12 protein-coding genes and 1 tRNA gene are annotated in these 13,479 nt (G+C 42.9%); 6 read left to right on the forward strand and 7 right to left on the reverse strand.

The features are described 5' to 3' along the window. The first annotated feature begins 213 nt into the window (after positions 1 to 213). The gene (locus tag IQ246_RS16490; RefSeq protein WP_194004435.1) at positions 214 to 1,335 is read left to right on the forward strand and encodes a geranylgeranyl reductase family protein; all 1,122 of its coding nucleotides are present in this window, start codon (positions 214 to 216) and stop codon (positions 1,333 to 1,335) included. A gap of 157 nt (positions 1,336 to 1,492) precedes the next feature. Here the strand turns inward: IQ246_RS16490 and IQ246_RS16495 are convergent, their stop codons facing one another. Both IQ246_RS16495 and IQ246_RS16500 read right to left on the reverse strand, forming a co-directional pair. Further along, entirely contained in the window at positions 1,493 to 2,344 is an 852-nt protein-coding gene (locus IQ246_RS16495; protein ID WP_244142061.1) for a CPBP family intramembrane glutamic endopeptidase, read from the reverse strand. Positions 2,345 to 2,559: 215 nt separating this feature from the next. Continuing rightward, positions 2,560 to 3,000 carry an AbrB family transcriptional regulator gene (locus IQ246_RS16500; RefSeq protein ID WP_194004436.1) on the reverse strand — a complete coding sequence of 147 codons (441 nt, stop codon included), beginning with the start codon at positions 2,998 to 3,000 and terminating at the stop codon, positions 2,560 to 2,562. Between the two features lie 1,431 nt (positions 3,001 to 4,431). Between IQ246_RS16500 and IQ246_RS16505 the strand changes: the two genes are divergently transcribed. Next, positions 4,432 to 5,439, forward strand: coding sequence for a succinate dehydrogenase/fumarate reductase iron-sulfur subunit (locus tag IQ246_RS16505; protein WP_194004437.1), 1,008 nt, complete (start codon positions 4,432 to 4,434; stop codon positions 5,437 to 5,439). A 110-nt stretch (positions 5,440 to 5,549) separates the two neighbouring features. Here the strand turns inward: IQ246_RS16505 and IQ246_RS16510 are convergent, their stop codons facing one another. From IQ246_RS16510 to psbX, 4 genes are all read right to left on the reverse strand, one after another. Then, positions 5,550 to 6,074, reverse strand: a complete 525-nt coding sequence (locus tag IQ246_RS16510; RefSeq protein ID WP_194004459.1) for a PD40 domain-containing protein — start codon at positions 6,072 to 6,074, stop codon at positions 5,550 to 5,552. A gap of 115 nt (positions 6,075 to 6,189) precedes the next feature. Beyond that, positions 6,190 to 6,750 carry a PD40 domain-containing protein gene (locus tag IQ246_RS16515; RefSeq protein WP_194004438.1) on the reverse strand — a complete coding sequence of 187 codons (561 nt, stop codon included), beginning with the start codon at positions 6,748 to 6,750 and terminating at the stop codon, positions 6,190 to 6,192. A gap of 47 nt (positions 6,751 to 6,797) precedes the next feature. Further along, positions 6,798 to 7,709 (reverse strand): Ycf66 family protein, encoded by a 912-nt coding sequence (locus IQ246_RS16520; RefSeq protein WP_194004439.1) that lies wholly within the window; start codon positions 7,707 to 7,709, stop codon positions 6,798 to 6,800. A 248-nt stretch (positions 7,710 to 7,957) separates the two neighbouring features. Further along, a complete protein-coding gene (psbX, locus tag IQ246_RS16525; protein WP_194004440.1) occupies positions 7,958 to 8,077 on the reverse strand; it encodes a photosystem II reaction center X protein in 120 nt (39 codons plus the stop codon). A gap of 227 nt (positions 8,078 to 8,304) precedes the next feature. On the opposite strand from psbX, the gene IQ246_RS16530 reads away from it, so the two are divergent. Next, positions 8,305 to 8,598: a YggT family protein gene (locus IQ246_RS16530; RefSeq protein WP_194004441.1), complete on the forward strand. Its 294-nt coding sequence runs from the start codon at positions 8,305 to 8,307 to the stop codon at positions 8,596 to 8,598. 121 nt (positions 8,599 to 8,719) lie between these two features. Here IQ246_RS16530 and accC read toward each other — a convergent pair whose 3' ends face one another. Continuing rightward, positions 8,720 to 10,063, reverse strand: a complete 1,344-nt coding sequence (gene accC / locus IQ246_RS16535) for an acetyl-CoA carboxylase biotin carboxylase subunit (RefSeq protein WP_194004442.1) — start codon at positions 10,061 to 10,063, stop codon at positions 8,720 to 8,722. A gap of 460 nt (positions 10,064 to 10,523) precedes the next feature. Here accC and IQ246_RS16540 point away from each other — a divergent pair. The 3 genes from IQ246_RS16540 (at position 10,524) to IQ246_RS16550 (ending at position 13,377) form a co-directional block, all read left to right on the forward strand. Beyond that, positions 10,524 to 10,604, forward strand: a tRNA-Leu gene (locus IQ246_RS16540). Between the two features lie 132 nt (positions 10,605 to 10,736). Next, on the forward strand, positions 10,737 to 11,360 hold the full coding sequence (locus IQ246_RS16545) for a chorismate lyase (protein WP_194004443.1): 624 nt from the start codon (positions 10,737 to 10,739) through the stop codon (positions 11,358 to 11,360). 259 nt (positions 11,361 to 11,619) lie between these two features. After that, entirely contained in the window at positions 11,620 to 13,377 is a 1,758-nt protein-coding gene (locus IQ246_RS16550; RefSeq protein ID WP_194004444.1) for a DUF3352 domain-containing protein, read from the forward strand. Positions 13,378 to 13,479: the final 102 nt, after the last annotated feature.

Raw genomic sequence — 13,479 nt, forward strand, 5'->3', positions numbered from 1 at the left:
CCATGCCCCATGCCCCATGCCCCATAATGCAGAGTTTTTACATCCAAATATTTACTAGAAAAATAGTTAAATATTTAACTAAGTAAGGCTGAATGCTATAGAATTTTTAGCAGTAAATTTTAAAATTCAGTTAAATTCTAGTCAAACTACATCTTTGTAGAGTACAGAGATACACTGAAAGATCAAATAATTTAGGAGCAAAAGTTCAGCTATATGTACGACTGCATCATCATCGGCGCTGGGCCATCTGGTGGAACAGCTGCATATCATTTAGCCAAACAGGGTCGCTCAGTATTAGTTTTGGAAAAAGAATCCCTGCCAAGATATAAACCTTGTGGTGGTGGTGTATCACCAGCGATCGCCCAATGGTTTGACTTCGACTTTAGCCCAGCCATTTCTTTGAAAGCAGATTCCCTGCGCTTTACCTGGAAATTGGGCGACCCCGTAGAAGCGAAAATTGCAACTAAAGAACCAGTCTGGATGGTGCAACGAGATGTTTTTGACCATTTCCTAGTGCAGCAAGCGCAGAAACAAGGGGCCCAACTGCAAGATAATACGGAAGTAACTGGTATTGAGTTTAAAAGCGACTATTGGCAAGTTCATACAGCCAATGGCCCAGTTACAGGACGTTATTTAATCGCTGCTGATGGTGCTAAGGGGCCAATGGCAAAATGGCTAGGCTTCAAAGAACGCAAACGTCGTCTAGCAGGAGCTTTAGAGGCAGAAGTTCCTGCAACTGTGCAGAACAAATCCACAATTCACTTTGAGTTTGGCTTGGTGAAAAACGGCTACATCTGGAATTTTCCGAAAGCTGAAGGTTATTCAATTGGTGTCGGTACTTTCATCGGGGGCGAACCCCAAGACTTCAAGAAGATTTTGGATGAGTACGCTCAATCATTTAACGTAGATGTCAAAACTAGCAAGCAGTATGGTCATCCGATTTGCCTGTGGGATGGCAATCAAAAGTTGCATACTCAAAATGCGGTTTTGGCTGGAGAAGCCGCTTGCGTAGTTGATCCCATGACAGCAGAAGGCATTCGCCCTTCAATTTTTAGTGGTTTACTCGCAGCAGGAGCCATTAATGAGGCTCTTTCTGGTGACATCAACGCTTTAGAAAAATACAGCGATGCCATTAATGAACAATGGGGTAGTGAAATGGCTTGGGCACAAAAATTAGCTGGAGCATTCTATCGCTTCCCCGGCATCGGCTACAAAGTTGGTGTCAAGCGCCCCTCCGGTGCTCAGATTATGGGTAAGATCCTATGTGGTGAATTGCGCTATGGCGATGTTGCTGGTCGCGCCTTGAAACGTTTAATTCCTGGTTTTGGGGGCTAGTACGCTACCTTGTAAGGAACGCGGAATTCCAAATTACCTTGAGCGCAGCGGCGAGTATAGGAGAAGTTCAGATGTCAGGCAACAAGCCGCTCCAACTTTTCTCAAAATCAGTGAAGTTCAGATCACGATCTGAACTTCTACTTGTATAACCTGGCGTCTATACACCAAGCCAAATTAAATACAACCAAAGAATTACTCCAGTTGCGAGTATACAAATAATTCCTGCCAAGCCGGCTAAAGGTTTTGTGTTCTTACCTGTGAACCATTCGGAGACTTTAGCTGTATAAGTAACTAGTTCTGCTGTGTCTATGGTAGCGATCGCCCATACCCATCCCGCGTGCAACCCCCAAGCTATACCTAAATTGCCACGATCAACAAACCGTGCTAACACCAGCACCATTCCCATCAACCATAGTCCAGGAATTTGAGGTATGGTTTCGCTTTGCTCCCAAACCAGGTGTAGAACAGCAAAAATTGAGCTAGAAATTGCCGCTGTTACCCAAATTGGGTAATCCTGCGCTAATTCAGTGAATAAGAAACCACGAAAAATCAACTCTTCTATACCGCCGACTAACAACGCTATCAGCAAAATCGGTAATAAGATGGGTGGTAGTAACTTGATATTCGACCATTGAAAAGAACACCAACCCAGCCCAAATTGCCCACTAAACACAACAGCTAGACTCAGCACTCCCAAACCAAAACCCAGTGCTAAAGAACCTAGCATTGAAAGATTAGCAACAAAGCCGTAATCTGAGAAAGATGTATTTGTTAACCAACTAATTCCCCAGAGAATCAAGGGGGCTAATAAGTAGAGTGACACAAGTAACGGCAACTTTTGCTCTGGCTGCAAAGGTTTGGTGGGTTGCCAATTGAATCGGAACGCTAATACTACTGCTACTGGCAACCAACACCCTACCCAGAAAATAGAAAATACCATCACTACAACTAGTGCTGGTGCATTTTCCATAAATGCCAGTAAAGTATTCACTAAAGCTTCAAAAAACATTATCAAAATAGATAAAAAAAAACACGATAGACTTCTTGCAAAATAGATTTCTTGGTTATTAATCAAGACTCTACTAAAATTTGTGAATTCCGCAAGGGGCCTAATCGTATTTTTTGCTGGAACAAAATTCTTAAAAGAGAACTATCCGTTTTATGTAAGGGCAAGGATAAGTTATCAAGCATTCACCTTAAACTTATCCCTACCATTAGAAGAATTTACTCCTCCTCGTCAAAATCTTCTTCGTCTGATTCGTCAGAGTCTAAATCTAGTGAGGTTCCCTTTTTATCAGTTTCACCAAGTTGAATCAGGTGAATATGCTTGTATCCCAGTCTAATTTCAAACTCATCTCCAGGCTTTAAGCCCATTGCTTTGGTGTAGGTGGCACCAATTACAATCTGACCGTTTTGATGGACGCTAACCCGATATGTCGGTTCACGACCCCGACCATCTTTAGGTGCCTCTGGACTTAGAGGAATTCCCCTAGCCGACAATAAGGCGTCATAAAAATCTGTGAGATTGACACGAACCTGGTTATTCTTAGTAACAGTGTAATAGCCGCACTGCTTAGCTCTTTCTCGTCGTGGTAAAGTGGAAAGTTCTTTTACTTTAGCAAGTAGTGCTTTTCCGGTTAATGGCGCAGTTGCAGTTTCAGTCATTATGCTCAAATTTTCCTTACTCTCTCCAAACTGATAAACAATGTCGTCTCATGCCAGTATTTAGCTTTTTAGCATCTGCATAGAGCTTCTAGGAACCCTAGGGTGAAGGGTTAATTTCTGTTGATAGGAGACACAAGCACCTCTATTATGGTTGTCCACAATAGATTTAGAGGTCACAGTTATCACAGATATTTATTTCGGTGATTTTACGGCACTTTCAACCATCATTCGCCATCGAAAATTAAATTATTTTCTCTTCTGGCGCTACTGTAGCGGCGTAACTTGAAGCCACCTTTACAAATTGAATGAGTTCTACTACAAATAAGTCGTAGACCCAAGCAATTGCAGGTTTTTCACTTTTAGTGCTTACCTTTGTTGCCCTGAAATTGTAGATTTTTCCCTACTCGTCCTCTCAAGCTTAGGACAGCATAGTATTTGAATAGGGTACTACGGGCATACACCCTTTTGTTCTGCCAGTAGAGACATGAATTTTATTGTCTCTACCCTACGAATAAACAAAGCAGTAGTAGACGCATAAGCGCGGCTATTGATTCTGCTTTTGTTACTTCGTAATTTTATATTAAATACTAGCATGGACTAATAATAGCAAAATTGTTGTTTAATTTTGAATTAAAATTGCAGGTAAACTTTTATCTAAATTCCTGGACTTGAGAAGAGAAAAAGTAGTGAGGATTTTCCTCCCGCTGCATTGGCTAGTGAGTATTGTGGTATGGCTTTTATAAAAGTTCATCTAATGTAGATGAGTAGTTTTGTCCAATGAGTTAAATCCAACATTTTCTTGATTGAGAGTAGACAAAAAGCGAAAAGTCTCACGCATTCGGGGTTCCCAGCGCGAGAACTTTTCTTTGAAAGCAGTCATAGAATTCTGCACGTCCATCTGTGGGAAGAATAAATCTTCCTATATCTGCCTGGTGCTTTATTGCCACCACTAGATGTTGATATCCGCTTTAACACTTCTGCATAACCAAAAAATTTTTGATTTGCCACAGCTTAAGAGATTTCTCCTGCCACTGCTGCTAAACTCAAGTTGACATCAAGATGCAGTAATAACCTAATATGTACGTATTTAATTCAAAGATTCTCCCTATTTCCGGTATGAATACAAGTCTGACTACAGATGAAGTATCTCTTCCATACACTCCCAAACAAGTAAATTAAATGCGAAACCACAATAATATCTTTGGTTTTTGGGCGTGGAGCTTGAGATAAATGTTTCTTGCTGCGTTATTACAACTAAAATTTTAATGGTTATCCTTAAATTAGAATCAGTGACCTTTTAATCATCAGCCTATTAACACCTGGCATTGAATAAAGGGCAGCATAGAGTAAATTCATTTTTTTTGCAATCATCTGCCCTGACTCGTGAACTCTAGGGCAGATAAGAAAATTTTAAGACTTTGGTTGGTAGCAATGAAAGTTATTTTTAAGGTCATTCGGCAACAAGAAAATTCCTCTCCTATTGTGCAAACTTACCTTTTAGAGACAGAATCTGGTAATACAATTCTGGATTGTCTCAATCGGATTAAGTGGGAGCAAGATGGAACATTGGCGTTTCGCAAAAACTGTCGTAATACGATTTGTGGCAGCTGTGCTATGCGAATCAATGGACGTTCAGTTTTAGCTTGTAAGGAAAATATTGGCAGTGAACTTGCTAGATTACAACAGATACCATCATTGGCAAGTAAAGCAAGTGCCATTCCAGAAATCACAGTAGCCCCTCTAGGCAATATGCCCGTGATTAAAGATTTGGTCGTGGATATGAGCAGTTTCTGGAATAATTTAGAAGCAGTAGCTCCTTATGTGAGTACGGCCGCGCGACAAGTACCAGAAAGAGAGTTTTTGCAAACACCACTAGAGCGATCGCAACTTGATCAAACTGGCAACTGTATTATGTGCGGTGCTTGCTACTCTGAGTGCAATGCCCGTGAAGTCAATCCAGATTTCGTTGGCCCCCACGCCCTTGCCAAAGCTTACCGGATGGTAGCAGATTCGCGCGATCGCAACACTGAAAATCGCTTAGAAAGCTACAACGAAGGCACTAAAGGAGTTTGGGGTTGCACTCGTTGTTTGTATTGCGACTCAGTTTGTCCAATGGAAGTCGCACCACTAGAACAAATCACCAAAATTAAACAGGAAATTCTCACACTTAAACAAGCTGATAACAGTCGCTCAATTCGCCACCGTAAAGTATTAATAGACTTAGTTAAAGAAGGTGGTTGGATTGATGAACGTCAGTTTGGTTTACAAGTTGTCGGTAACTACTTTCGAGATCTCAAAGGATTACTTAGTCTTGCACCTTTAGGTTTCAGGATGTTATGCCGAGGTAAATTCCCCATGTCATTTGAACCTTCCCAAGGAACACAACAAGTGCGATCGCTAATTGAATCTGTGCAACAACACCCTAGAACTGGGGACTAGGGATTAGGGATTGGGTATTGGGTATTTAGTCTTAAAGATTAGATATTTTAGGTATTGGGAAACTCTTCCCCAATCACCAGTGCCTAGTCCCCAGTCCCCAACCACCAACTTCAACGCGGTTCTTGAGGTATGTTTAACGGTTGTCCAGAACGGTTATACACTAAAATATCCCACTGCCCGTTATTACTAGATTCAAAAGCAATCCTACTACCATCAGCGCTAATTGTAGGGTTGCGAACTTCTGCTTGCAGGGTAGTAGTTAAATTACGTGACTGGCGTGTTTCCTGATCGTAAAGAAAAATAGCTGATCGCCCTTGACGACTAGCAGCAAACACAATGTAACGACCATTTTCGGAAACACTAGGATGAGTTGCGATCGTATCAAAAGAGTTTAAACCTGGCAAATCAACCAAATTACGAGTTACCGTATCAAACATATAAACATCTTGGCTACCCCGTCGGTCGGAAATAAAAACAATGTATCTCCTAGAAATTTGAGGTTCTAATTCCGAAGCTAGACTGTTAAGACCCCTACCCCCTGGATCAAAGGGATAATTCAACAGGCGAGGGTAGCCAAAACATCCACTCAACAAACCTGAGCATATAAATACAGGTATAAAAATAAAGCGTTTCATAATATTTAGCCCGTAGTCAATGGTCAAAAGTAGAAACGCGATTAATCGCGTCTCTACAAGGGTCAAGAATTTCTTGCTAGCTTCTGTTGCTCCTTCTGCTCCCTTATCTCTTTCTCTACGGAGGTGAACCAACGGTTGCACCGTTAGGAATATCTAACTCTATATTCGGGCCACGGTCTAGTACTTCAATATCCCACTGACCACGACTGGCAGTTTCAAAGACAACATAACGTCCATCTGGGCTGATATTAGGATTTTTTACCCAGCCACGATAGGTTGGGGTGAGGATTTGCGACTGTTGCGTAGCGCGATCGTAAAGCGCCACCACTGGCCTACCTTGGTCACTAGTAATATAAGCAATGTAACGCCCGGTGTAGCTCAAACTTGGACTTTCAGCAATTGTCTCCGGTCGATTTAAGCCCGGTATGCGAATTAACCTTTGCTCCTCCAAGTTGTACACCAGCAGTTGATGGTTCCCATTTCGGTTAGATACAAATGCTAAAAAGCGCCCATTTCCACTCAAACCAGGTTGCTCCTCGGTGTAGCGACTGTTGAGGGAAGTAGGCCCCATAGGAATATCATTAGAATTACAAGCTACAAGTAAACCTATCAAGCTAAAAACTAGGCTCCAACAAGTTGGTCTTTGGAGCCAAAATCTAGACGTAAATTTTTTCACCTCAACTGTGTTCCGTCGTCTTTCAGTCTCCCTGCACCTTGGCTATTTTAGACATCATCAAAATCGGTTGAATTGTCTGGCTCCTCATTTGGCTTTTCAATGGGATTGTAGGGTACATATTCAGTCGGTATTGCCTCATCATCTTCGCGCACTCTTCGAGGAGACGAGTCAGTTGGCGGACGACGCCTTTTTGGTCTAGTGGGAGCAACATCGTCCTCGCGATTTTCTGGCCGCTGTGGCCCATTATTATTACTACGACGAGAAGGTTTTCTAATTTCTCCGCCTGAACTGTCCCAATCATCAACTTCTTTTGAGGAAGAACCCCAATTTTCTTCTTCAAGCCTTTCAGAAGTGCGATTCACTGGACGCCCAGAATTACGCCGACGCCCTCTATCCCCGACTTCTGCACTTTCGCTACCTTTGCGGCGTTCTGAACGGCGGGGAGCTTGATCCTCGTAGTAGTCATCACGAGATGAAATCTCATCCCTGCTGCCTCGAATCCGAGGACGCACGGGCCGCTCCTCTTCCTCATAAGGTAGTGGCTCTAAGTCTGCATCCATCTCAGCCTGATACTTTCTGCGATCATTGTACGAATAGTTTCGGCTTACTTCTCGCTCATCGTCCACAATCGGAGTGTTGCGCTTAGCTTGCTGAGTAGCTATACTTCGCAGGCGAATACTTTCAACAGCAAAAAACACAGTTGAACCGACTAAAAGCAACTGCCCAAATTGTAAAATTGGGTCTAGCCGCCACCCTTGGAAGACGAGAATAAAACCGCACAATAAACCCACTGCGGCAAAAAAGATATCTTGATCTCTTGACAGTTCAGGACGCACAGTGCGGAGAAAATACAGTGCTGCCCCAGCCACAGCCAGGAAAATTCCTAGAATACTGGCTGAGTTTGCCCCAAAATTTACCTGAGCCAGAACACTGGCTGAGTTCAGCCCAAAATTGATCATTGCTGTTTTCCCAATATCAAATCTATGTTAGCGAGTCACAATTAAAATCACTACTCTAATTAGGCGCAATATATTGAAGCTTCAAAGCATCTGGCAAAGAAGCTCTGAAGCTATCCACCGAAAGCTAAAAAAGCCGATGTATGTCAGCTACAACCGCCCTCAAGGGGAAAAATTGCTGCGCTTGGTGCAATTAAGATAAATAGCTGACAGACAATCGATTATAAGAGTCCAAGCGACTCACCCAAACATTATGAACGCTGGATTTTATCTTTCTGGCTAATGAAAATTAGACCAACTGTAGCAGGGATAACTACAATTGCAGCACCAAAAATCAAACTCCAAAGAAAATTTGCTAAAGAAGGCGTCATAGTTCTCAACCTTTTTTTACACACTTCATAATAATTCTAATGGTGTATTACTTTCTTGAGAAGCCTCTGAGCATGAGCGACCAAACTTAATAACCGCCATCACAAATCATTGTTAATCCGTATTAGGTATTGAAATAAAATAAGAGAGTACTTTACAAAGCTTAAAAAATTTTGACAATTCCGTTCGCCATAGTTCTTCCTTTGTTCACAGATAGTTACTCAAACTGATGACTGGTGCTAACCTGACTGCTTGGATTCTCGGCCCCGTATTGGGGCTAATGACGTTTTTGTTTATTTTCCGTATAATTCTCACTTGGTATCCGCAAGTGGATCTGAATCGTTTACCCTTTAATTTAATAGCCTGGCCCACTGAACCCTTTTTAGTGCCCTTGCGAAAGCTAGTACCACCTATAGGCGGAGTGGACATTACTCCGATCATTTGGGTTGGTATCTTCAGTCTGGTGCGAGAAATTTTGCTAGGTCAACAAGGATTGCTAACCATGCTGTCTCGTGTAAGTTAGGCATTGGGCATTGGGCATTGGGCATTGGGCATTGGGCATTGGGGAAGAGGTAGAAAGGTTAAAGGGTAAGGTTCTTCCCTTTTCCCCCCTTACTCCTTTCACCAATCTATTCCCCAGTCTTTTAGCTGTTCATCTCCTGCACAAAATTGGTATAGATATTACCCTGCAAAAACTGCGGAGTTTCCATAATTTTTTGATGAAACGGGATGGTAGTAGGAAGTCCGGTAATGGCACACTCCCGCAGTGCGCGTTTCATCCGGTTAATAGCAGTTGGTCGGTCTGGGGCCCAAACAATTAACTTGCCAATCAGGGAGTCGTAGTAAGGCGGGATTTGGTAATCTGTGTAAACATGAGAATCAATCCGCACACCGGGGCCTCCTGGAGGCAGATAGCCGCTGATACGTCCAGGGGAAGGCCGGAAGTCATGATCGGGATCTTCGGCATTGATCCGACATTCGATCGCATGACCCTGCAAAACTACTTGGTCTTGGGTAAGCTTGAGCTTTTCTCCTTGGGCAATTCGGATTTGCTCAGCAACTAAGTCTATCCCTGTAATCATCTCTGTTACTGGATGCTCCACTTGAATCCGGGTATTCATTTCCATAAAGTAAAATTTACCGGATTGATCTAGGAGAAACTCAATGGTGCCCGCCCCAGTGTAGTTGATAAACTGGGCAGCTTTGATAGCAGCTTGTCCCATTTTCTCTCGCAGTTCAGAATCGAGAGCAGGGCTAGGAGCTTCTTCCAGTAGCTTTTGATTCCGACGCTGAATCGAGCAATCTCGTTCACCTAAGTGAATAACATTACCGTAGTTATCTGCCAAAATTTGAAATTCGATGTGGCGCGGACGTTCAATAAATTTTTCTATATAAACGCCAGAATTGCCAAAAGCTGCTCCTGCTTCCCCTTGGGCTGCCATAAGTAATTTGACAAATTCGCTTTCAGCACGGACAAGACGCATACCTCGTCCACCACCACCAGCTGTAGCTTTGATCATTACTGGATAGCCGATATCCTTGGCGAATGCCAATCCTTCTTGCTCAGATTCTATTAATCCTTCACTACCTGGTACAGTTGGCACTCCAGCCCTTTGCATGGTTTCTTTAGCAGTGGATTTATCCCCCATTCGCCTGATGGCTTCTGGAGTTGGCCCAATAAAGGCAATATGATGGTCAGCACAAATTTCTGCAAACCGGGCATTTTCTGCTAAAAAGCCATAACCAGGATGAATGGCGCTGGCATTGCGCGTCAATGCGGCAGCAATAATATTGGGAATATTCAAATAACTTTTACTGCTAGCAGGTTCACCAATGCAAACCGCTTCATCAGCAAGCTGCACGTGGAGAGCATTACGGTCAACAGTGGAGTGAATCGCAACTGTCGCAATCCCCATTTCTTCACAGGCGCGGAGAATGCGAAGGGCGATTTCTCCCCGATTGGCAATTAATATTTTGTCAAACTTCATTTTTTAGTTTCGATATCAGTACCAGTAGATTGTCATTTTCTTCCATCCAATTTGAAATAAAACTTCCGCTATATTTCAAATTATGACAGGAGATTTCCAACCTTAATCTTCAGCAGAGTATAGGATCGGGCTTGCTGCCTTTACGGGTCTTAACTAGACTAACAACATTGCTGCTGTCAAGCTTTGCCAGTTTCCCGAACTAGGTTCTTGCGATCGCAACAGCGAAACTGCTAGCGCCAAATCTAGAAGGTTTTACGCTTGTGCCGAATCTAAGGGAGCGATCGCACCGTGCCTCTATCCCTTTAAATATCACTTGTGCAGCTGCTAAATTTCTCTCAGTCTGATATCTGTGTTCAGGAAATTTGTGAAACCGTACACTTAAATTTTTGGGAGCTTTAACTTAGATATCACCTTACTATAATTATTTTGATATGCTATATTCTGTATTTAGACAACCCATGCGGATGTGGCGGAATTGGTATACGCGCACGCTTGAGGTGCGTGTGCCTTTGGCTTGCGAGTTCGAGTCTCGCCATCCGCATTGTTTAAATACCAGTCAAAAGTCAATAGTCAAGGGTCAAAAAAACCTTAGACTTTTGACTTTTACTTTTACTTAGACTTAGCTCTGATATTTTATGCTTTTATAGAGATAAGTGAAGTTTTGTAAAAAGCATTGACTACTACTTTTACGCTAACAGACAACTTAACACTGCCAACAGCGTGGCATCGCCTCACTCCGATTTGGCAAGGTGGGGATGTAGTCATTCAAAAAGGTTTGCCTCACACACAGCTAGCACCAACTTGGCAAATGCTACTTTTAGGCGACGGCTCGCCGACAAGGCACTTAGAATTGCTTACAGGCAAGCCAACAGAAGTAGATGTCATCGACATGTCATTGATTGGCATGGACTTAGATGATGCCCCTGATTTAATTCAAGCTGTCCCAGGGCCACGACTGCGGCGACAGGTGTGGCTACGTACCCCCTCAGGTCAACGATTGGCTTATGCCACCTCGTGGTGGGAAGCTAGTCATGTAGATGAGTATTTGCAAAACCGTTCATTACCAATTTGGGCGAGTTTAGCTCGTCTCCGCACAGAGTTGTATCGAGATGTCCAAGGAATTTATTACGGTTACTCAGATGCGCTACAGTCAGGCTTTGATGAAAGCGGGCCTTTTTGGGGCCGCCACTATTTGTTTTGGCATCATGGACAGCCACTCACCTTGATTTATGAAGTTTTCTCACCTTATTTAACCAAATATTTGGGGCCCATGAATGCCGTTAATGCTGTAGCATAATCCTACTTAAATTGACCAACAATTCAAAAATGTTTGTTATCACGCAGCAGCTCAGTACTAATTCGACAAAGCGTCTTAAAAAAGACAACTAACTACAAAAACACTGCTTTTGAGACAGTAGGGAAGCTTTATTTCCGAATTATCATTAACTTCCAGGGTAGAGAAATTGATTTAATTAGCTGCCCTAGACTAACGGGAAACCTTTTGGTTGAGTCAATCAAGCAAGTAATTAGTTTGCAAGTATGAGGTGTAGGTTTCAATGGCACTGCCTATTGTGTCTGTTCCGATGAAGAAAAAAAAGAAACCATCTCTGGTGTTGACGCTCTCGTCTGCTGGGTTATTGATTGGTGCGGGAAGTGCAGCATACTGGTTTTTAACCCAGGGACAGCCATCTTTGAGAAATTTGCCAGTAGGTGCAAATATTATCCCTAAAGATGCCCTGTTTACGGTTTCTTTAACAACAGATTCCAAGCAGTGGCAAAAATTACGGGAGTTTGGGACACAAGAAACCCAAGCAGAACTGGATAAAAATCTAGTGCAGTTGCGCGATCGCTTTCTGACTAATAATGGTTATGACTTCCAAAAAGATATCGCTCCTTGGGTAGGCGAGGAAGTCACAATCGCAATTCTTGCCCCCCAAGCAGCAAGTAAATCTGCACCTAAACCAATTGCTACTGATGGAGATGCGGCTAGTAGTCAGCAGTCGATGATAATCGTGCTGCCTGTGAAAAGCCCAGAAATAGCTAAAAACATTTTGGCACAACCTAAAACCCTCAAACAAGGCAAATGGATTGACCGCACATATCAAGGAATTAGCATCAAACAAAATGAGGGACAATCTGGGGAAAACTTCTCAGCAGCATTACTAGACGGGCGTTTTCTAGTCATTACTGATAATCCTAAAGCCACTGAAAGAGCGATTGACGCCTACAAAAATAAAGCATCCTTAGCTAAAATTGGGGGCTTTGCCGAAAATTTCCCCAAAATTACCAACTACCAACCCTTTGCCCAGTTTTACGTAAATGTGCCAACAGCAGCAAAAATAGCCGCTGCTTCTCCAAATCGTCATTTACCTGCTCAAGTTCTGGCTCAACTTCAGAGCAACCAAGGTTTAGCAGGGACAATTACTTTGGAGTCAGCAGGAATCCGCTTAAAAGGCGTTTCTTGGCTAAACCCTAATAGCCAGCGTGTGCTAGCGGTGGAAAACAAAGGTGGGAAAATGCAGAGCCGTGTACCAGCAGAAACCTTGATGATGCTGTCTGGCGAAAACTTACAACGATTGTGGGGAGACTACGTTTTAACATCTCAAGGAAATCCTCTCTCACCAATATCGCCAGAACAACTGCGCGGTGGAGTGAAATCTCTTACCAATTTAGATTTAGATCAGGATTTACTCAGCTGGATGAAGAGCGAGTTTTCCATCTCAGTGATTCCAACTACCCAAAAAGAAGGTTCACCAGAAGATTTTCGTGCGGGTTTAGTGCTGATGGTACAGGCAAGCGATGCCTACAGTGGGCAAAGCCTACGCAAATCAGCTGAAGCATCCTTACAAAAACTGGATGATGTCATGAAAAATCAATATCAATTCCAGATTCAACGAGGGAAAGTCGCAGGCAAACCCGTTACCAATTGGATTGCACCTTATGGAACACTAACCGCCACCCACGGGTGGTTAAACGATGATGTCGCTTTCTTAGTTGTAGGCGCTCCTATCTCTAGCAAAATTGTGCCCAAACCCAACAACCCATTAGCTAACACTCTCCCCTTCCAACAAACAGTTCCTACAGAACCCAATCCAACAAATGGTCAATTTTTCCTGGATGTGGAACGAACTGTGAGAAATTTTCCTTTACCAACGCTCATTCCCAATCAACAATCTTGGCTAGCAGCAACGCGTTCTATTGGGGTAACATCTGCTGTTAGCGACAATCGTAGTAACCGTTACGACGTTTTTATCAACCTGAAAAAATCTGGTAAACCAGTCCCTTTAACTACTCCAGATAATAAGGGGAGATAAAAAAGCAGGGTAAGCAACGCCAAAAATTACTATCTTCCCGATTCCCCATTCTCTATTCCCCATTACCCTCTAAGCAGATAGGATCATAACAGTCAGAATCCA

Source organism: aff. Roholtiella sp. LEGE 12411 (assembly GCF_015206995.1).
Lineage (GTDB): Bacteria > Cyanobacteriota > Cyanobacteriia > Cyanobacteriales > Nostocaceae > Komarekiella.